This window comes from Rhizobium sp. BK376 (assembly GCF_004341625.1).
GTDB lineage: Bacteria > Pseudomonadota > Alphaproteobacteria > Rhizobiales > Rhizobiaceae > Rhizobium.
This window is the reverse complement of sequence record NZ_SLZG01000001.1, coordinates 202,638-219,512: the sequence shown is the minus strand read 5'-3', so window position 1 is coordinate 219,512 and position 16,875 is coordinate 202,638. Positions and strand designations below refer to the sequence as shown.

Here is a 16,875-nt window from a genome sequence, read left to right as displayed (position 1 = left end):
GCCTTGGTACTTGGGAGGGCCCAATGGTAAAGATCAGGCCTGTCGCCCCCGACGATACGGATCAGCTCTACGCAATTTCTCTGGCGACCGGCGCGGCCGGCGGCGATGCTGTGCATCTCTATCGCGACGGCCGCATGATGGGCCATATCTATTCCGTTCCCTATGCGAAGCTCAGCCCGGAAACCTGTTTGGTCGCGGAGGACGACGGGGGCGTCGCGGGTTACATTGTCGGAACCCTCGATACCCGCGCCTTCGAGGCGAGGCTGCAACGCGAGTGGTGGCCGGGACTGCGCGCGCTTTATCGGTTGCCATCAGGCGATCCTGAGGGCTGGGACGCCGATCAGCGCCGCGCTTTCATGATCCATTATCCGACGCTTGCGCCTACGCTTGTCGTCGATGCCTTTCCCGCGCACCTGCACATGAACCTTCTGCCGCGCATTCAGGGGCGGGGTCTTGGTACGGCCTTGCTGGACCATTGGCTATCCGATGCCCGCGCCGCCGGCATGAGAGGTGTCCATGTCTCGGTCAATGCCGGCAACGAGGCGGGATTGCGTTTCTGGAAGGCGCGCGGCTTCGTCTGCTTGCTGCCTCCGATCGCCCCGCCGCACCCGCGAACGATTTGGCTAGGCTACACAATGTGAAAGCGCTCGGCGACCGTCTGCCACTTATTCGCCGACGCCGGAAGTCTGGACGACTTGCAGGCCGAGATGGTCTCGCATTGGATTGAAATCTCGGTCCTGGTGGAGGAGGGCGTGACCTTCCTCGATACAAAATGTGCCGATGATAATATCCATCGTTTTGCGGATGGTAATGCCTTTTCGGCGCAGCAGGCGGTAGTTATCCGCGGCGGCAATGGCAATGCGTGTGCCCAGCATCGTATATATCGGGAATTCTTTCAGCGCAGCCTCAAGACGCCGCGCTTGTCTCTCGCTTGAAACACCCTGCAGGAGTTCCAGCAGGATGGCATCGCCGATGACGACTTTACTGGTTTCTTCGATCGAGCGTAGAAACTCTACCTGCGGCGTCATGATATTTCGAAAATGAGAAATCCAGACTGAGCTATCGACAACAATCACTTACTCCAGTCGCCGAAACGCTCCTCTCGCATCTCGTCGAGATTGCCTTCCCATCCGATACCAGCGAGATCCCTAATGGCTGCCTTCTGGCGCCGGCGCCGCACGAATTCCTCCAGCGCTGCCTCGATGGTCGCCTTCTTGGTCGGAAGGCCGCCGGTCTGCATCGCCTGCTCCATCAGGTCATCATCGATATCGACATTCGTTCTCATGATATCCTCGTGTGTATGAATTGCCAAAAGTATACACATTCTAGATCGTAGCGGCAACATATCCCCAGCCTTTGCAATCGGGCATATTGCCGGGGAATCGCCGCTTCGTTACTCACCGATGAGTGACAACAGGGTGATTCCGATGCTGAATGATTCCTCGACCGTTGAAAGCGTTGCCGAAACCGCTGGCGACCCGCAAAAGCCTGTGCGCAACCGCGCCGCGACCGAGGCCGCCATTCTCAATGCCGCCAAGTGGCTGCTGGCGGAAGAGGGGTTCCAGGGTTTCGGCATCAATGCGATTGCCCGCCGCGCCGGCTGCGACAAGCAGCTGATCTACCGCTATTATGGCGGTCTTGACGGTCTGGTCGAGGCGATCGGCACCGATCTTGGAAGCTGGGTGAAGGACCGCATTCCCGAAGATACCGGCGGCATGTTCCTCCTGACCTATGGCGACCTGATGGAACGCCTCGTGATCCTCTTCCTCGAAGCCCTGCGGGACGATCCGCTGATGCGCCGCATCGTGGCCTGGGAAGTGTCGGAAAATACAGAGCAGGTGAGGCGGCTTTCCGAAGCTCGGTCGAAGGCGCTGGCTGCATGGATCGAGCGCATGCGGGGCTCGCTGGTTCCGCCGAAAGGGGTTGACGCCACATCGGTCAACGCCATGTTGTTTGCGGCCGTCCAGCATCTTGTCCTATCGGCGGCGATCAGCGGCCAGTGCGCTGGATTGGCGCTCAAGACCGCCAAGGACTGGGAGAAGGCTGCGGCCGCATTGAAGCGGATCGTCCGCGGCGTCTACGGCTGAGGCAACAATCCACAGGCAGCCCCGTGCGTTAACCTTAACAAATGGTTTACATTGCGCCGCCCAGGTTAACGGACCACTGTATGGTTATCGAATGTTAACCAACGTGTAATCCATGGGAACCAAACCCACCAAAATCGCGTTTCTTGTAGTGGCGATGATGTTTTTCGCTGCGCTGGCGCTCGACATAACGGTGCCGGCGGTGGTTCTGAGTGTGATGGCATTGTCGAACTGGGTGGTTCTTTCATCAGGTACGCCAATGCCTCAGCATCGAGGGAAGACCGCATGAAGTGGTTTCTGGTATTCTGGGCCGGCCCCGTCCTGTTTCTCGGGGCATGGTACTGGCTCTCTTACTACGACATGAGCTTAGGCATATTCATGTTCAGTCGCCAGGTCCACGATCTGGTTTTTCAAATCTACGGCCATATTCTCGGCATTCCGCCGGAATCTTTACCGCCGCTCGTCGCCCGCGCTATTGCCTTCGATAGTCTGGTCGTGTTCTCGCTGATCGGTTTCCGCAAGCGCAAGGCAATTCGCGCGTGGTGGACGGCGCGTCAGTCCGCAAGGTCTGCTTCGCCGGTCCTGCGCAGCAAGGAAAGCCTGTCAAGCGCACCCTGAAGAATGAAGCTTGCGGCGGCCGAGTCGATCCGTTCGGCCCGTTTTGCACGCGAGACGTCCATTTCCAGAAGAGCCCGCTCGGCCGCAACGGTCGACAGCCGCTCGTCCCAGAAGACGAAGGGCAGGGCGGTCTTGTCGCTCATGCTGCGCACGAAGGCGCGGGTCGCCTGAACGCGCGGCCCCGCCGATCCGTCCATGTTCATGGGCAGCCCGATGACAAAGGCCGCGACCTTCTCTTTCTCGGCGAATGCAAGCAGGACCTCAGCATCCTGCGTGAACTTGATCCGCTTGATGACCGGGCGAGGGGTGGCAAAGCGCCGGCCGAGATCCGACATGGCGATGCCGATCGTCTTGGTGCCCAGGTCGAGGCCTGCGATGGCCTTGTTCGGCAGCAAGGTCTCGGCCAGCTCTTCGATCGTCAGCGTTGTCATGTCTTCTCAATCTCTGATGTCGCCAAGGTCAGCTCTTCTTGCGGACGAATTCCGTCCGAAGCACCAGGCCCTTGATCGTATCATGGCGGCAGTCGATTTCCTCGGGATTATCGGTGAGGCGGATCGAACGGATGACGGTGCCCTGTTTCAGCGTCTGGCCGGCGCCCTTGACCTTAAGATCCTTGATCAGCGTCACGGCATCGCCGTCGCTCAGAATATTGCCGGATGCGTCTCGAACCGCGGCCTTCTCGCCGGCTTTGGCGGCTGCTTCCGAGGCTGGCAGCCATTCGCCGCTTGCCTCGTCGTAGATATAATCGTCATTATCGGCGGACATGCTTTTCCTTGCGTCATAAAAGTGGTGGCCGTTGCGGATATTTCTCGCAGGCGGGTTCGATGGCTTGCGGTCGCTTATCGCATGGGCCCGTGGTCGCTTATCGCACGGGATTGTGACTTGCAACCGCTGCCGTCTCGCCTCTACCTCCGGTCTGTCGTCTTGCGGCTGGCCTTGCGTAGAGGTGTCCGTCTAGCGTTGTCATCGATTCGCACCGCCTTATATTCTGCCGTCATATTTCCCCCGACCATTTATCAAGGAGTCACCCATGAAGATCACCTGGCTCGGCCACGCCGCTTTCCGCATCGAGACGGCAAAGGCAATCATCCTGATCGATCCCTTCCTGACCTACAATCAGCCTTTCGCCGATGCAGGTCTGTCGATCGCTGACGTCAGCAAGGGCGTCACCCACATCCTCCTGACCCACGGCCATGGCGACCATGTCGGCGATACCGCCCAGATCGCCAAGGATACCGGCGCGACCGTGCTTGCCAATGCCGACCTTGGCTCCTGGCTTGCCACGAAGGGTGTGGAAAAAATCGAGATGGGCAACACCGGCGGCACCGTGTCGCTCGGCAGCTTCACCGCCACCTTCACCAACGCGCTGCATTCCTCCGGCCAGGTGACCGAGGATGGTATTTCGCACTATCTCGGCAACCCGAACGGCCTCGTCCTGCATTTTGAAGACGAGCAGTCGGTCTACCACATGGGCGACACCGACATTTTCTCGGACATGGCGCTGATCAACGAACTGCACCAGCCGGATATCGGCATCGTGCCGATCGGCGACCGCTTCACCATGGGCGGTGCTGTCGCGGCACTCGCCTGCCAGCGCTATTTCAACTTCAAGACGGCGATCCCCTGCCACTACGGCACGTTCCCGATCATCGACGCCACGGCCGAGAAATTCATCTCAGGCATGGAAGGCTCGAAGACCGAAGTGAAGGCGTCCAAGGTCGGCGAAGTTCTCAGCTTCTAGGTTATCAAGACGAGATATGCCGGATGTCCGGCATATCTCTTTGGAATTGAAGGCCTGCCATGTCAGGCCAGTTGCGGTTCGATCCGCATGCCCGGATCGCGAATCTGCGGTGCAGACGAGTTTCCGAGGCTCGGCGCCCATTTGCCCAGCGCCTCAACTCGGCGACTGAGGCGGGGATATGGAGAAACGATATGGAGGATGAAGCCGGCGATTGGCGGCATCATACGCTCCTGCGCCTCGAATGCCGCGGGATTCATCTGACTATTCAACCTCGCGCTGCCGGAGGCAAGCATTTGTAACGCCGTGCGGGAAGCCTGCAAGTTACGGGAAACGAGAAAACCGACCCGATCGCAGGTCAACTCGCGACCACGCGAATAGGCTTTTCCCAGAAAAGGTATTATATGAGCCGGCATATGCAGGAGGATGCTAAGCCTGTCGAGATGACCGGCGGCGTGATGGCCGAGTTCATGGCCGATCACAAATTTCAGCTGTTCGTCGTTGTCGGCATCGATGAGCTGTGACGTCAACCAGACATATCGAGTGCGCCCAATGAGTTTCAGCGCCATGGCATTCATCACGCCGCTGGAATTGTAGACGAACGTCTGAGGCGCTTCCTTCAGCCCGACCAGCCTGGCGCCTTCGACGACCATTTGATGGATATGGGGAAACTGTTGCGGGCCGACCATGACATAGTGGCCGAGCATATGGGCGCGTAGCAATGCGCGAGTTACATAGCCCACAAACCACAGGACGACGATATAGAGGACCGTCACCAGGAGGTCCGCAGGGTTATTCATTGCTGTAAAGACGATGACGGTGGCAGCTATCACCCACCCGACGCTGCCGATGATCAGCATCAACGTACCGTAGAACTTCTCTTTGGGATGCCGAACCTTAGAAATTTTGAATTCCATCTGTATTTCCCCGGATATGCAGAGGCTGCCTCAATTATTGCGAGTGGAGGATAGGGTATAGTTTTGACAAAAAGAAACCGTAAATCCAGCTAGGCTGGAAAAATCGCGACATGGTTGCGGAATGGTTCTTCCTTACATGATGGCGGTTTCCGGGCCGATTTGCCGATCTGTCCGGGCCTTGCCAGTTGCACGCAGCCAGCATGGCCTTTATAGCGGGTAGGAAAAATCCTATCCGGAGAATGCCATGTCCGTCGATCTTGCCATCGTGAAGCGCGTTGCGCATCTTGCCCGTATTGCCGTCAGCGAAGATGAAGCTGAGCGCATGGTGGGCGAGCTGAACGGCATCCTCGGCTTCGTTGAGCAATTGTCGGAAGTCGATGTATCCGGCGTCGAGCCGATGACGTCGGTTACGCCCATGGCCATGAAGAAGCGCACCGATGAAGTGACCGATGGCAGCAAGGCCGACGATATCGTCGCCAATGCGCCCGTTAGCGACCGGAACTTCTTCCTCGTGCCCAAGGTCGTCGAATAACCGACCCGGATCGAACGCAACAGGCGTTCTTCCCAGCCATTACCCGCAGTCCCTATTGAGACGTGAAGCGAAGCCACATGAGCGAACTGACCAGCCTGACCATTGCCGAAGCCCGCAAGAAGCTGACGGCCAAGGAAATCACCGCAACCGAGCTGACCGAAGCCTATGTTTCGGCAATCGACGCGGCCAATGGCGCGCTCAATGCCTATATCAAGGTGACCGCCGACAAGGCCCGCGAGATGGCCAAGGCCTCGGATGCCCGCATCGCCGCCGGCAAGGCCGGTGCGCTGGAAGGCATTCCGCTCGGCATCAAGGACCTTTTCGCGACGGAAGGCGTCCATACCCAGGCCTGCAGCCATATTCTTGACGGTTTCGAGCCGCGCTACGAATCGACAGTGACCCAGAACCTCTGGGACGACGGCGCCGTCATGCTCGGCAAGCTCAACATGGACGAGTTCGCCATGGGCTCCTCCAACGAAACCTCGCATTACGGCGCGGTCATCAACCCCTGGCGCGCGGCAGGCTCCAACCAGCAGCTCGTCCCCGGCGGCTCGTCGGGTGGTTCTGCCGCTGCCGTTGCCGCCCATCTCTGCGCTGGTGCGACCGCAACCGACACCGGCGGCTCGATCCGCCAGCCGGCAGCCTTCACCGGCACGGTCGGCATCAAGCCGACCTATGGCCGCTGCTCGCGTTGGGGCACGGTCGCCTTCGCATCCTCGCTCGACCAGGCCGGCCCGATCGCCCGCGACGTGCGCGACGCCGCGATCCTCCTGAAGTCGATGGCATCGGTCGATGCCAAGGATACGACCTCCGTCGACCTGCCGGTTCCGGATTACGAAGCAGCCATCGGTCAGTCCCTAAAGGGCATGAAGATCGGCATTCCGAAGGAATACCGCGTCGACGGCATGCCCGAGGACATCGAGAAGCTCTGGCAACAGGGCATCGCGTGGCTGAAGGATGCCGGCGCCGAGATCGTCGATATCACTCTGCCGCACACGAAATATGCCCTGCCGGCCTATTACATCGTCGCTCCCGCCGAAGCTTCGTCGAACCTTGCCCGCTATGACGGCGTCCGCTACGGCCTGCGCGTCGACGGCAAGGACATTGTCGACATGTACGAGAAGACGCGTGCCGCCGGCTTCGGCAAGGAAGTCAAGCGCCGCATCATGATCGGCACCTATGTGCTCTCGGCCGGCTATTACGACGCCTACTACATCCAGGCGCAGAAGGTTCGTACGCTCATCAAGCGCGACTTCGAACTCTGCTTCGGCGCAGGCGTCGATGCGATCCTGACGCCCGCTACGCCATCCTCTGCTTTCGGCGTTGCTGACGAGGATTTGGCCGCCGATCCTGTCAAGATGTACCTGAACGACATCTTCACCGTTACGGTCAACATGGCAGGCCTGCCCGGCATCGCAGTGCCCGCGGGCCTCGATCACAAGGGTCTTCCGCTAGGCCTGCAGCTGATCGGCAAGCCGTTTGACGAGGAAACGCTGTTTAAGACCGCGCATGTCATCGAACAGGCCGCGGGCAGGTTTACGCCTGCCAAGTGGTGGTAACCAGCGTTGCGACAGTAGGAATAGAACTCGCCGGCCCCAAAAAGGCCGGCGAAATTGTTTAGTACGCAGACATTTTGCGAGACGTGGGGCGGTCAGGAGGAAGACGCATGTCGAAATCGGATCTTGCACAGATGATCGAGGCATTCGATCGCCTCGAGGCCGGCGGTTTCACGATGGGGCCGGACTGGGAAACGGTTCATACCATCTGCCAGGCGCATGAGGGCGAACGGCCGTTCGATTGGGGGCACGCGCTTTGCCATCGCATCGAAGGCGACGATGGGAACGCCGATTACTGGTATCGTCGCGCCGGCAAAAAGCGATCCGGATCGATTGCCGACGACTGGTCCGTGATGAAGGCCGAGCTGACCACCGCATAGCAAAATCAGCTGTGGCCCGTGAGTGCTCAGCGCGGCGAACCGTGATTTGCTGCATCATACTGGAAAAGTGGATATTTCAGTGTTTTACTACCCTTGATATCAAGGGGGCCTAATGATCCATATCCGGAATGCGCATGCGGGTGAGGCGGGGATACTGACCAATATCGGCCTTCGCGCCTGGCAGAGGGCCATGGCGCCGATCGGGGGGACGGATGCGCATCTGGAAAGCGCCAGGACTGCCTTCACCCAGTTTGCCGAACGTTCCTGGCTGACGATCACGGTTATCGAGCAGAACGGGGCGCTCGCCGGCTGGGCAGCTCGCGAGGAACTCGACGAAAACATCACCGACTTCTGGATCGATCCCAGCTATACCCGCCAGGGCCTCGGCTCGGCGCTGCTCTCTCAGATTGAGAAGGATATCGTTGGGCAGGGCCTGGAAAAAGCGGCGCTCCAGAGCCATGCGGGCAACGCCGAAGCTGTCAGCTTTTTCAAGGCACACGGCTATGAGGTTCATTGGCTTTCCGTCATCTATTCGCCAAGGCTCGACCGTGACATACCGACAATCGGATTAAGCAAAACATTGGTCACTGATGACGACGGAACCTACGGTATCGGCTTCTAGTCTGGTCGTTCAACCTTTGGCGTTTCCAACGAGTTCCAACGTTTTTCTGTCCGGCTCCCCCTCGAAGAAGCGATCAATCGCCTGTGCGAAGGGCGAGCCGTGGCCGGCAACGGACGAAAACAATGTCATCGAGGATCGGAATTTCAAATCGTCGGGATAGCCGAGAATGTCGTGCGCCGACTTTGCCTTGACGCTGAGCATCGCCTCTACGCATTGGCGCAGGCGGGCGCCGAGAACGGGGTGCGCCAGATAGGCTTTCGCCTCGGCTATCGATTCGATCGCATATCGTTGGGACATGGTCGAATGTCCAAGACCTGCAAATTGGGGGAAAACAAACCACATCCAGTGTGTTCGCTTCCGCCCGGCGGACAGTTCCGCCAGCGCCTGGTCGTAAACGCCCGACTGAGCCGTCACGAAACGATCGAGATCATGTGAATCGGAATGCCCCGTCATGCTTTGCGCCTCCGTTGATGTTCCTGAAGAATGATCTTGCGCTCGCCGCGATCCCTGCAAGATCGCGCCGTCATTTTCCGGCACTCGCAGCGATCCGGTTGTGCCCCATTTGCCGCGAAGGAGAGGCCGAAAGCCTTGCGCAGGGCCTTCATTTGCTCTACCTCGGAACCTCCAGAAAAGCACTTGCACGAGCATCCCATGACCCTTGTCGACGTCCGCACGCCCGATCCGAAACGCTTCATTCCCGGCGCCACCGGCGATTGGGAAGTCATTGTCGGCATGGAAGTCCATGCCCAGGTGCTCTCCAATTCGAAGCTGTTCTCCGGCGCTTCGACGGAATTTGGCAAGCCGGCCAATTCGAACGTGTCGCTCGTCGATGCCGCCATGCCCGGCATGCTGCCCGTTATCAACGAGGAATGCGTCAAGCAGGCCGTGCGCACCGGCCTCGGCCTGAAGGCGCAGATCAACCATCGCTCGGTCTTCGATCGCAAGAACTATTTCTATCCCGATCTGCCGCAGGGCTATCAGATCTCGCAATACAAGGATCCGATCGTCGGCGAGGGCAAGATCGTCATTTCGCTCGGTCCCGACCGCCAGGGCCAGTTCGAGGATATCGAGATCGGCATCGAGCGCCTGCATCTGGAGCAGGATGCCGGCAAGTCGATGCACGACCAGCATGCGACCATGTCCTATGTGGACCTGAACCGCTCTGGCGTGGCGCTGATGGAAATCGTCTCGAAGCCGGACATGCGCTCCTCGGATGAAGCCAAGGCCTATATGACCAAGCTGCGCTCGATCGTGCGCTATCTCGGCACCTGCGACGGCAACATGGACGAAGGCTCCATGCGCGCCGACGTCAACGTGTCCGTTCGCCGTCCGGGCGCCGAATTCGGCACGCGCTGCGAAATCAAGAACGTCAACTCCATCCGTTTCATCGGCCAGGCGATCGAGTACGAAGCCCGCCGCCAGATCGGTATTTTGGAGGATGGCGGCACCATCGACCAGGAAACCCGCCTCTTTGACCCGAACAAGGGTGAGACGCGGTCCATGCGCTCCAAGGAAGATGCGCATGACTACCGCTACTTCCCGGACCCGGACCTGCTGCCGCTGGAATTCGACGACGCCTTCGTCCAGGAACTGGCCAAGTACCTGCCGGAGCTGCCCGACGACAAGAAGGAGCGCTTCGTTCGCGACCTTGGCCTGTCGATCTACGATGCGTCGGTGCTGGTGTCCGAAAAGGCGATTGCCGACTATTTCGAGACCGTGGCCGAGGGCCGCGATGGCAAGATGGCTGCGAACTGGGTCATCAACGACCTCTTGGGCGCCTTGAACAAAACCGGCAAAAGCATTGAAGAGACTCCGGTTTCTCCTGCCCAGCTCGGCGCGATCATCGACCTCATCAAGGCCGAGACGATCTCGGGCAAGATCGCCAAGGACCTCTTCGAAATCGTGCTCAACGAAGGCGGCGATCCCGCCGAAATCGTCGAGACGCGCGGCATGAAGCAGGTGACCGATACCGGCGCCATCGAGAAGGCTGTCGACGAGATCATCGCCGCCAATCCGGATCAGGTCGCAAAGGTGCTGGCAAAGCCGACGCTGGCCGGCTGGTTCGTCGGCCAAGTGATGAAGGCGACGGGCGGCAAGGCCAATCCGCAGGCCGTACAGGCGCTTGTGAAGGCCAAGCTCGGTATCGAGGACTGACGCAAGTCCAGGAAGAGTCCGGGCGTTTCCCGCCCGGATTTGGATAAATCGAAAGGATTTCGACGATGTATTTCGTCCGTACCGCCGGCGAACAGGATCTTGCAAAGGTTCGCGCGCTGCTGGTCGAGAGCTGGCATGCGACCTACGACCCTTTCTACGGTTCTGCGAAGGTCGACGAGCTGATCGCCCTGCTTCTGGCGCCGGACAAGCTGAAGGCGCGCCTGGAAAAGAAGGATTCGGAATTCGTCGTCGCCGATAACGGCAAGGACATCGGCGGCATGGGCTATGCGACCATGTCCAAGGACATGGCGAAGACGGTGCTGCTGCACATGCTCTACGTGAAGCCGTCGCTGCAGCGGCAGGGGATCGGACGCGATCTCTTCGCGGAGCTCGAAACGTGCTTTCCGGATGCCGAAATCATGCGCCTCGATGTCGAGCCGGAAAACGCCGACGCCATCGCCTTCTACAAGGTCCATGGCTTCACGGAAGTCGGCCGCAACGAGAATGCGGGACAGAACCAGTCCGGCATTCCTGCGCTGGTTTTCGAGAAGCCATTGGGACATTGACCGGCAGGCAAGGGCATGAACGGAACTGAATTGATTATTCGCGAAGCGCGCGAGTCCGATCTGCCGGCCCTGATCGCCCTCTTTGCCGCAGACGCCGTCGGCGGACATGGCGATACGACGGATCCCGCTGCATTCGGCGCTTATAAGCGCGCATTCGACATCATCGCGGCCTCGTCCGACCAGACCCTCTATGTCGCCGAACTTGATGGCACGGCCGTCGGCACTTTTCAGACCATGATCACCACATCGCTGAACGGCCAGGGCGGATCGTCGATGATCGTCGAAGCCGTGCAGACGCGGTCCGATTTACGGGGGCAGGGGATCGGCGCGAAGATGATCACCTTCTGCATCGAGGATGCGCGGCGTCGCGGAATGCGGCTGGTGCAACTGACCTCGAATGCCGCACGGAAAGATGCCCACCGCTTCTATGAAAGACTAGGTTTCAAGCCCTCTCATCTCGGGTTCAAGATGGCTCTGAAATGACGGTCATGTGGCTGGGAATCACTGGACAATCGATCCGGCAGGCGGCATAAGCGAGGGATCGAATTCTGGTCCCGCTCGCCGTCCTGGCCGAGCTCAAGGAAAAGACATGAAGAAACTTCTGCTTCAGACCTTCACCTGGTGGAACAACTCAACCATGGGCACGAGTTTCGCACTCTGGCGCTTTGGCAAGCGCGTCGGCGAAGACGAGCTCGGGAACGTCTATTACGAAGCAGGCATGTCCTCCTATGGCCTGCCGAAGCGCTGGGTCGTCTACAAGGGCTATGCTGAGGCTTCCGCCATTCCGCCGGGCTGGCACGGTTGGATGCATCACCGCACCAATGTTCCGCCGACGCAGGAAAACTACGTGCCCAAGGAATGGCAGAAGCCGCACCGCGCAAACCCGACGGGTTCGCCGCAGGCCTACCGTCCGCCCGGCTCCATTTCCGCTGGCGGCGAGCGTCCGCGGGTAACGGGCGACTACGACGCCTGGACGCCGGGCAACTAAGGGGCTTCGGCCCGTCCTTTGGCCACAATTGGCATTTAGCCACGCAAGAGGCTTCGTGACACCGCGTCCGTGGCTGCGATCGACACCACGCTGGAGACTGGCGCATATGACGTTTTTCACGCGGAGCAGTTCTTTGCGTGCAATGGCTGCGATGATGCTTGTTGCTGGCGTAGGCGCGATCGTGACATCGCCCGCGGAAGCTGCGCGTATCTCCAATCCGGTCGCCGTCTTTTCCGGTCTCGACAAGATCACTGGTCGCATCACCACTTTCGATGTCTATATGAACGAGACGGTGCAGTTCGGCGCACTGCAGGTGACGCCGAAAGCTTGTTACTCCCGCGACGATACCGAGCAGCAAAAGATCGACGGTTTCGTCGAGGTCGATGAGATCACGCTCGATCGCCGTATCCGCCGCATCTTCACCGGCTGGATGTTTGCCGACAGCCCGGGCCTCAATGCGGTCGAGCATCCGATCTATGACGTCTGGCTGAAAGAGTGCAAGCAGAAGTCCGACATTCCGCCGCCGGATAATCCGAACCCCAAGACGAACTGAAGAGCGGCGAACTGAAGGGTTTGGCGTTCATCGACGAGCCCACCGATTGTTTGTCGGCGCTATTGTCGAACCTTGGCCTAGGCGCCCGGTGTTTTGTTCCTTCTGAACAGACCCTTTGCAAAGCGGGCCACGCCGCCGGCCACGACTAGGACCAGGATTGCCGCCTTCTTGAAGAAGGCCACGGCACTCGCGAGTAGCCCGATCTTGGCGGCAATCTTGGCACCGGCGCCCGCAGCGATCATGCCCGCCATGCCATAGGCGGCAATCTTGTCGCCTTTGGCATAATCGCCATAGGTCATCCCTTGATCGAACTGCACGAGCTTCGTGACGGTGGGGATCGCGCTTTCGATCTCCTTCAACTGATCGAGCCCTGCAACGAAGTCGAATTGCATGACGCCCTCGCGTCCAAGCACGCGAACGGAATAGTTGAGAGTGTGCTCCGCCTTCGAGTCATCGCCGAAGATCAGATCCCGGGCCCAATGCAAGGCATGGGCCGACTGGTCGTAATGGGGCGGCGAGGCCCAGCCGACGAGGGTGATCTTCTTGAAGCCGTTCTTCTCGCGCTCGACGTTGTTTTCCTTGATGGAATCCTTGATGTTCTGAAGGAGTTCGTCGTAATCCGTGCTGGCGGCATCGGCATCAGACACATAACCGTCAGCGTTATATTCCACAATCGAGCCCCAGGCTTCGCCATCCGTCGGCGCATATTTTGCCGGGAAGATCATTCCCATCGTTCCTTCGGCCGAATCTGGAGGGTTGCCCCAGATATCGACGAGCACGGTCTTTGTATCGGCGGGGCTCAGATAGTAGAAATCGGAGGGCACGTTGAGCATCGCCCTTGCTTCGGAAAGCTTGACGGCACCCTGCTGAAAATCGAGCTTTTGCAGCAATGCTTTCTCGCTGTCGGAGAAATCTTTTCTATCGGGGAATATTTCTTGATAGGGGCGCGCGGCGGCTTGTCCCGCCAAAAGAGCGAAGAAGATCGCGGCTATAAGATATTGTCTCAAGATTCTATCCCCCGTTGCATTTTCGATGCCTAAACAAATCAGTTCGAAAATCAACGCAGGGGTGGGTGAATCCCCTGCATAACCAGCGGGCGATGCTCCAGATCGGATATAAAGGAGGTTGGATAGGCCTGATCCGCTAGGCGGAACTCAAAACTCCAAATTCGGCGATTCCATCGCCTTCGCCAGCATCTTGGCGTAGTCATCCTTCGAGATGTCGATTGCGCCGAAGGTTTTCAGATGCTCGGTGGTGAACTGGGTATCGAGCAGGGTGAAGCCTTTCTCTCGCAGCCGCTCCACCAGATGCAGGAGGCAGATCTTCGACGAATCGGTCCTGCGCGAAAACATGCTTTCGCCGAAGAAGGCGGAGCCGAGCGACACGCCATATAGACCGCCCACCAGTTCATCTCCATCCCACGCCTCGACCGAATGGGCATGCCCCATGCGGTGAAGCGCCGAATAGAGCGTTCTGATGGTCTTGTTGATCCAGGTGCTGGGACGACCTGTCGTATGCTCCGCGCAGGCCGCAATAGTGGCGTCGAAATCGTAGTCAAAACGGATGTCGAAGGGCCTTTGCCTGACCGTCTTGGCGAGACTCTTGGAAACATGGAAAGCGTCGAGCGGCAGGACACCGCGTAGTTCCGGCTCGACCCAGAATATTTCCGGATCGTCCGCCGATTCAGCCATCGGGAAGAGCCCGATGGAATAGGCGCGCAACAGGATTTCCGGCGTGATCCCCGGTGACCTTGTGCGCGGCCCGACCATTCAGTTCGCCCTCAATTGGGGCTTTTCGCCAGGTAGTTTTCCAGCCAGTGGATATCGTAATCGCCATTGGCGATATCCTGGTTGGAAACCAAATCCTGGAACAGCGGCAGCGTCGTCTTGATGCCATCGACGACGAATTCGTCGAGGGCACGGCGCAGGCGCATCATGCATTCGACACGGGTGCGTCCATGCACGATCAGCTTGCCGATGAGGCTGTCGTAATAAGGCGGGATCTTGTAGCCCTGATAGGCGCCAGAATCGATGCGAACGCCAAGGCCGCCCGGTGCATGGAAATGCGTGATCGTGCCGGGTGAGGGCACGAAGGTGCGGGCATCCTCGGCATTGATGCGGCATTCGATGGCGTGGCCATGGAAATGCACCTCATCCTGCGTGACCGAAAGACCGCCGCCGGAAGCAACGCGGATCTGCTCATGCACGAGGTCGATGCCGGTGATGGCTTCGGTGACCGGATGTTCCACCTGCAGGCGGGTGTTCATTTCGATGAAATAGAACTCGCCGTTCTCGTAGAGGAATTCGATCGTGCCGGCCCCACGATACTTGAGCTTCTTCATGGCATCGGCGCAAACCTGGCCGATCTTCATGCGCTGCTCGACATTGAGCGCCGGGGAGTTTGCCTCTTCCCAGACCTTCTGATGACGGCGCTGCAGCGAGCAGTCGCGTTCGCCGAGATGGATGGCGTTGCCTTCACCGTCACCGAAGACCTGGACTTCGATATGACGCGGCTGGCCGAGGTACTTTTCCATGTAGACGGCGTCGTTGCCGAAGGCGGCCAGAGCTTCCGAACGTGCGGTCGAAACCGCTTCTAGAAGATCTTCCTCGCTCTTCGCGACCTTCATGCCGCGGCCGCCACCACCGGCGGTGGCCTTGATAAGGACGGGGAAGCCGATCTCGCGAGCGATCTGCAGCGCATTCTCGGGCTTCACTTCGCCGGCAGAGCCCGGAACAACAGGAATGCCAAGCGACTTGGCCGTTTCCTTCGCCGTGATCTTGTCGCCCATGATGCGGATATGGTCGGCGGTCGGCCCGATGAAGGTGATGCCGTGCGCCTCGAGGATATCGGCGAACTTGGCGTTTTCGGACAGAAAGCCGTAACCGGGATGCACGGCATCAGCGCCGGTTATCTCGCAGGCTGCAACGATCTGGTGAATATTGAGATAGCTGTCGCGCGAGGGCGGCGGGCCGATGCAGACGCTTTCGTCGGCAAGGCGCACATGCATGGCATCGGCGTCCGCGGTCGAATGAACCGCGACGGTCGGAATGCCGAGCTCCTTGCAGGCGCGCAGAACGCGAAGCGCGATCTCGCCGCGGTTTGCTATGAGGATCTTCGAAATCATGGCGATCCCTTATTCGATGACGACGAGGGGCTGGCCGTACTCGACGGGATGTCCGTCCTCGACAAGGATTTCCGTGACGGTGCCTGATTTCGGCGAAGGAATCTGGTTCATCGTCTTCATGGCTTCGATGATCAGCAGCGTCTGGCCTTCCTTGACCGCGGCGCCGACCTGGATGAAGGCGCTGGCGCCCGGAGCCGGTGCCATATAGGCCGTGCCAACCATCGGTGCGTTCACGAGGTTCGCAGGGTTGCGTGTCGCTGCCGCAGGCGCAGCCGGAGCTGCAACTGCCGCCGGTGCGGGCGCAGCCGCATAGGCCGGGGCCGCCATCGGCGCCTGGATATACTGCGGTGTGCCGGCACGCGAAACGCGAATGCGCAGATCGTCCTGCTCGACTTCGATCTCGGTTAGATCCGTGTCGTTGAGAATATTTGCGAGATCGCGGATCAGTGCCTGGTCGATACCGTTCTTCTTTTCAGCCATGGAGTGGAACCCTATGTAATTCTTGTTATTGCGTGATGGACTTCAGCGCGTGCAGCGCCAGAATATAACTGTACGGCCCGAAGCCGCAGATCATGCCCTTGGTTGCCGGCGCGATCATCGACTTGTGACGGAATTCTTCCCGGGCATGGATATTGGAGATATGCACCTCCACGACCGGTATCGAAATAGCCCTGATGGCGTCATGTAGGGCAACCGAGGTATGCGTGTAGGCGCCGGCATTCATTGCCACACCGACGGCGCGATCATCGGCTTCATGCAGCCAGTCGACCAGCATGCCCTCATGATTGCTCTGACGAAAATCGATCTCAAAACCGAGGGTTTCGCCCGCAGAGCGGCAATCCGCCTCTATGTCCTTCAGCGTCTTGCCGCCGTAGATACCCGGCTCGCGCTTGCCTAGAGCATTGAGGTTAGGTCCGTTCAAGACGAAAATGGTTTGTGTCATCAGAAGTTCCATCAAAGTGCAGCGCAACCTATAGACTCCCGAGGACCCGGAGAAAAGCCCTCAGGACATAGGTCATGCTTGTCCACAGCGTTAGAACGCT

General features: G+C 59.2%; 25 protein-coding genes. 14 read left to right on the top strand and 11 right to left on the bottom strand.

Features of this window, described 5'->3' with window-relative positions; all coding sequences use genetic code 11:
* The first annotated feature begins 23 nt into the window (after window positions 1-23).
* Window positions 24-641, top strand: coding sequence for a GNAT family N-acetyltransferase (locus tag EV561_RS01155; protein ID WP_132516773.1), 618 nt, complete (start codon window positions 24-26; stop codon window positions 639-641).
* A 24-nt stretch (window positions 642-665) separates the two neighbouring features.
* Here EV561_RS01155 and EV561_RS01150 read toward each other — a convergent pair whose 3' ends face one another.
* Together EV561_RS01150 and EV561_RS01145 are read right to left on the bottom strand one after the other, a co-directional pair.
* The gene (locus tag EV561_RS01150) at window positions 666-1,076 is read right to left on the bottom strand and encodes a PIN domain nuclease (protein WP_132516771.1); all 411 of its coding nucleotides are present in this window, start codon (window positions 1,074-1,076) and stop codon (window positions 666-668) included.
* Complete coding sequence (locus EV561_RS01145; RefSeq protein ID WP_132516769.1) at window positions 1,073-1,285, bottom strand: type II toxin-antitoxin system VapB family antitoxin; 213 nt, start codon at window positions 1,283-1,285, stop codon at window positions 1,073-1,075. Before EV561_RS01145 ends, EV561_RS01150 begins: the two co-directional genes overlap by 4 nt.
* Window positions 1,286-1,427: 142 nt before the next feature.
* Here EV561_RS01145 and EV561_RS01140 point away from each other — a divergent pair, with 142 nt between their 5' ends.
* The 3 genes from EV561_RS01140 (at window position 1,428) to EV561_RS01135 (ending at window position 2,702) form a co-directional block, all read left to right on the top strand.
* Complete coding sequence (locus EV561_RS01140; protein WP_132516767.1) at window positions 1,428-2,087, top strand: TetR/AcrR family transcriptional regulator; 660 nt, start codon at window positions 1,428-1,430, stop codon at window positions 2,085-2,087.
* A 112-nt stretch (window positions 2,088-2,199) separates the two neighbouring features.
* Window positions 2,200-2,373, top strand: coding sequence for a hypothetical protein (locus EV561_RS37025; RefSeq protein WP_165927732.1), 174 nt, complete (start codon window positions 2,200-2,202; stop codon window positions 2,371-2,373).
* Complete coding sequence (locus EV561_RS01135) at window positions 2,370-2,702, top strand: DUF6105 family protein (protein ID WP_132516765.1); 333 nt, start codon at window positions 2,370-2,372, stop codon at window positions 2,700-2,702. The genes EV561_RS37025 and EV561_RS01135 overlap by 4 nt, the downstream gene beginning before the upstream one ends.
* On the opposite strand, the gene ruvX is transcribed toward EV561_RS01135, so the two are convergent.
* Window positions 2,639-3,133 carry a Holliday junction resolvase RuvX gene (gene ruvX / locus EV561_RS01130; protein ID WP_132516763.1) on the bottom strand — a complete coding sequence of 165 codons (495 nt, stop codon included), beginning with the start codon at window positions 3,131-3,133 and terminating at the stop codon, window positions 2,639-2,641. The genes EV561_RS01135 and ruvX overlap by 64 nt on opposite strands.
* Window positions 3,134-3,161: 28 nt before the next feature.
* Entirely contained in the window at window positions 3,162-3,467 is a 306-nt protein-coding gene (locus EV561_RS01125; protein WP_132516761.1) for an alkylphosphonate utilization protein, read from the bottom strand.
* A gap of 265 nt (window positions 3,468-3,732) precedes the next feature.
* On the opposite strand from EV561_RS01125, the gene EV561_RS01120 reads away from it, so the two are divergent.
* Window positions 3,733-4,443: a metal-dependent hydrolase gene (locus EV561_RS01120; RefSeq protein WP_132516759.1), complete on the top strand. Its 711-nt coding sequence runs from the start codon at window positions 3,733-3,735 to the stop codon at window positions 4,441-4,443.
* Between the two features lie 62 nt (window positions 4,444-4,505).
* Here EV561_RS01120 and EV561_RS01115 read toward each other — a convergent pair whose 3' ends face one another.
* The gene (locus EV561_RS01115; RefSeq protein ID WP_132516757.1) at window positions 4,506-5,357 is read right to left on the bottom strand and encodes a M48 family metallopeptidase; all 852 of its coding nucleotides are present in this window, start codon (window positions 5,355-5,357) and stop codon (window positions 4,506-4,508) included.
* A gap of 244 nt (window positions 5,358-5,601) precedes the next feature.
* On the opposite strand from EV561_RS01115, the gene gatC reads away from it, so the two are divergent.
* The 4 genes from gatC (at window position 5,602) to EV561_RS01095 (ending at window position 8,447) form a co-directional block, all read left to right on the top strand.
* On the top strand, window positions 5,602-5,889 hold the full coding sequence (gatC, locus tag EV561_RS01110; protein ID WP_132516755.1) for an Asp-tRNA(Asn)/Glu-tRNA(Gln) amidotransferase subunit GatC: 288 nt from the start codon (window positions 5,602-5,604) through the stop codon (window positions 5,887-5,889).
* A 77-nt stretch (window positions 5,890-5,966) separates the two neighbouring features.
* A complete protein-coding gene (gene gatA, locus EV561_RS01105) occupies window positions 5,967-7,448 on the top strand; it encodes an Asp-tRNA(Asn)/Glu-tRNA(Gln) amidotransferase subunit GatA (protein ID WP_132516753.1) in 1,482 nt (493 codons plus the stop codon).
* Window positions 7,449-7,555: 107 nt separating this feature from the next.
* Window positions 7,556-7,825 carry a hypothetical protein gene (locus EV561_RS01100; protein WP_132516751.1) on the top strand — a complete coding sequence of 90 codons (270 nt, stop codon included), beginning with the start codon at window positions 7,556-7,558 and terminating at the stop codon, window positions 7,823-7,825.
* 112 nt (window positions 7,826-7,937) lie between these two features.
* Window positions 7,938-8,447 carry a GNAT family N-acetyltransferase gene (locus EV561_RS01095; protein ID WP_132516749.1) on the top strand — a complete coding sequence of 170 codons (510 nt, stop codon included), beginning with the start codon at window positions 7,938-7,940 and terminating at the stop codon, window positions 8,445-8,447.
* 9 nt (window positions 8,448-8,456) lie between these two features.
* Here the strand turns inward: EV561_RS01095 and EV561_RS01090 are convergent, their stop codons facing one another.
* Window positions 8,457-8,900, bottom strand: a complete 444-nt coding sequence (locus EV561_RS01090; protein ID WP_132516747.1) for a DUF1810 domain-containing protein — start codon at window positions 8,898-8,900, stop codon at window positions 8,457-8,459.
* Between the two features lie 198 nt (window positions 8,901-9,098).
* Here EV561_RS01090 and gatB point away from each other — a divergent pair, with 198 nt between their 5' ends.
* From gatB to EV561_RS01065, 5 genes are all read left to right on the top strand, one after another.
* Entirely contained in the window at window positions 9,099-10,601 is a 1,503-nt protein-coding gene (gene gatB / locus EV561_RS01085) for an Asp-tRNA(Asn)/Glu-tRNA(Gln) amidotransferase subunit GatB (protein WP_132516745.1), read from the top strand.
* A gap of 65 nt (window positions 10,602-10,666) precedes the next feature.
* Entirely contained in the window at window positions 10,667-11,167 is a 501-nt protein-coding gene (locus EV561_RS01080; protein WP_132516743.1) for a GNAT family N-acetyltransferase, read from the top strand.
* A 15-nt stretch (window positions 11,168-11,182) separates the two neighbouring features.
* Entirely contained in the window at window positions 11,183-11,650 is a 468-nt protein-coding gene (locus EV561_RS01075) for a GNAT family N-acetyltransferase (RefSeq protein WP_132516741.1), read from the top strand.
* Between the two features lie 106 nt (window positions 11,651-11,756).
* Window positions 11,757-12,155, top strand: a complete 399-nt coding sequence (locus EV561_RS01070) for an NADH:ubiquinone oxidoreductase subunit NDUFA12 (protein ID WP_132516739.1) — start codon at window positions 11,757-11,759, stop codon at window positions 12,153-12,155.
* 106 nt (window positions 12,156-12,261) lie between these two features.
* Window positions 12,262-12,708, top strand: a complete 447-nt coding sequence (locus tag EV561_RS01065; protein WP_132516737.1) for a DUF2155 domain-containing protein — start codon at window positions 12,262-12,264, stop codon at window positions 12,706-12,708.
* A 77-nt stretch (window positions 12,709-12,785) separates the two neighbouring features.
* Here the strand turns inward: EV561_RS01065 and EV561_RS01060 are convergent, their stop codons facing one another.
* From EV561_RS01060 to aroQ, 5 genes are all read right to left on the bottom strand, one after another.
* Window positions 12,786-13,715 (bottom strand): DUF2167 domain-containing protein, encoded by a 930-nt coding sequence (locus EV561_RS01060; protein ID WP_132518022.1) that lies wholly within the window; start codon window positions 13,713-13,715, stop codon window positions 12,786-12,788.
* A 147-nt stretch (window positions 13,716-13,862) separates the two neighbouring features.
* Entirely contained in the window at window positions 13,863-14,477 is a 615-nt protein-coding gene (gene aat, locus EV561_RS01055; RefSeq protein ID WP_132516735.1) for a leucyl/phenylalanyl-tRNA--protein transferase, read from the bottom strand.
* Between the two features lie 11 nt (window positions 14,478-14,488).
* Window positions 14,489-15,832, bottom strand: coding sequence for an acetyl-CoA carboxylase biotin carboxylase subunit (gene accC, locus EV561_RS01050; RefSeq protein ID WP_132516733.1), 1,344 nt, complete (start codon window positions 15,830-15,832; stop codon window positions 14,489-14,491).
* Window positions 15,833-15,841: 9 nt separating this feature from the next.
* On the bottom strand, window positions 15,842-16,312 hold the full coding sequence (gene accB / locus EV561_RS01045; protein WP_132516731.1) for an acetyl-CoA carboxylase biotin carboxyl carrier protein: 471 nt from the start codon (window positions 16,310-16,312) through the stop codon (window positions 15,842-15,844).
* 25 nt (window positions 16,313-16,337) lie between these two features.
* The gene (gene aroQ, locus EV561_RS01040; protein ID WP_132516729.1) at window positions 16,338-16,775 is read right to left on the bottom strand and encodes a type II 3-dehydroquinate dehydratase; all 438 of its coding nucleotides are present in this window, start codon (window positions 16,773-16,775) and stop codon (window positions 16,338-16,340) included.
* Window positions 16,776-16,875: the final 100 nt, after the last annotated feature.

Excerpts from the sequence above, each read along its gene's own strand:
- EV561_RS01120 (WP_132516759.1), top strand. The coding sequence starts at position 3,733 with ATGAAGATCACCTGGCTCGGCCACGCCGCTTTCCGCATCGAGACGGCA.
- EV561_RS01140 (WP_132516767.1), top strand. The coding sequence starts at position 1,428 with ATGCTGAATGATTCCTCGACCGTTGAAAGCGTTGCCGAAACCGCTGGC.
- EV561_RS01075 (WP_132516741.1), top strand. The coding sequence starts at position 11,183 with ATGAACGGAACTGAATTGATTATTCGCGAAGCGCGCGAGTCCGATCTG.
- EV561_RS01115 (WP_132516757.1), bottom strand. The coding sequence starts at position 5,357 with ATGGAATTCAAAATTTCTAAGGTTCGGCATCCCAAAGAGAAGTTCTAC.
- EV561_RS01135 (WP_132516765.1), top strand. The coding sequence starts at position 2,370 with ATGAAGTGGTTTCTGGTATTCTGGGCCGGCCCCGTCCTGTTTCTCGGG.
- gatB (WP_132516745.1), top strand. The coding sequence starts at position 9,099 with ATGACCCTTGTCGACGTCCGCACGCCCGATCCGAAACGCTTCATTCCC.
- EV561_RS01090 (WP_132516747.1), bottom strand. The coding sequence starts at position 8,900 with ATGACGGGGCATTCCGATTCACATGATCTCGATCGTTTCGTGACGGCT.
- EV561_RS01145 (WP_132516769.1), bottom strand. The coding sequence starts at position 1,285 with ATGAGAACGAATGTCGATATCGATGATGACCTGATGGAGCAGGCGATG.
- EV561_RS01070 (WP_132516739.1), top strand. The coding sequence starts at position 11,757 with ATGAAGAAACTTCTGCTTCAGACCTTCACCTGGTGGAACAACTCAACC.
- EV561_RS01080 (WP_132516743.1), top strand. The coding sequence starts at position 10,667 with ATGTATTTCGTCCGTACCGCCGGCGAACAGGATCTTGCAAAGGTTCGC.
- accB (WP_132516731.1), bottom strand. The coding sequence starts at position 16,312 with ATGGCTGAAAAGAAGAACGGTATCGACCAGGCACTGATCCGCGATCTC.
- ruvX (WP_132516763.1), bottom strand. The coding sequence starts at position 3,133 with ATGACAACGCTGACGATCGAAGAGCTGGCCGAGACCTTGCTGCCGAAC.
- accC (WP_132516733.1), bottom strand. The coding sequence starts at position 15,832 with ATGATTTCGAAGATCCTCATAGCAAACCGCGGCGAGATCGCGCTTCGC.
- EV561_RS01155 (WP_132516773.1), top strand. The coding sequence starts at position 24 with ATGGTAAAGATCAGGCCTGTCGCCCCCGACGATACGGATCAGCTCTAC.
- EV561_RS01100 (WP_132516751.1), top strand. The coding sequence starts at position 7,556 with ATGTCGAAATCGGATCTTGCACAGATGATCGAGGCATTCGATCGCCTC.
- gatC (WP_132516755.1), top strand. The coding sequence starts at position 5,602 with ATGTCCGTCGATCTTGCCATCGTGAAGCGCGTTGCGCATCTTGCCCGT.
- aroQ (WP_132516729.1), bottom strand. The coding sequence starts at position 16,775 with ATGACACAAACCATTTTCGTCTTGAACGGACCTAACCTCAATGCTCTA.
- EV561_RS01095 (WP_132516749.1), top strand. The coding sequence starts at position 7,938 with ATGATCCATATCCGGAATGCGCATGCGGGTGAGGCGGGGATACTGACC.
- aat (WP_132516735.1), bottom strand. The coding sequence starts at position 14,477 with ATGGTCGGGCCGCGCACAAGGTCACCGGGGATCACGCCGGAAATCCTG.
- gatA (WP_132516753.1), top strand. The coding sequence starts at position 5,967 with ATGAGCGAACTGACCAGCCTGACCATTGCCGAAGCCCGCAAGAAGCTG.
- EV561_RS37025 (WP_165927732.1), top strand. The coding sequence starts at position 2,200 with ATGGGAACCAAACCCACCAAAATCGCGTTTCTTGTAGTGGCGATGATG.
- EV561_RS01125 (WP_132516761.1), bottom strand. The coding sequence starts at position 3,467 with ATGTCCGCCGATAATGACGATTATATCTACGACGAGGCAAGCGGCGAA.
- EV561_RS01065 (WP_132516737.1), top strand. The coding sequence starts at position 12,262 with ATGACGTTTTTCACGCGGAGCAGTTCTTTGCGTGCAATGGCTGCGATG.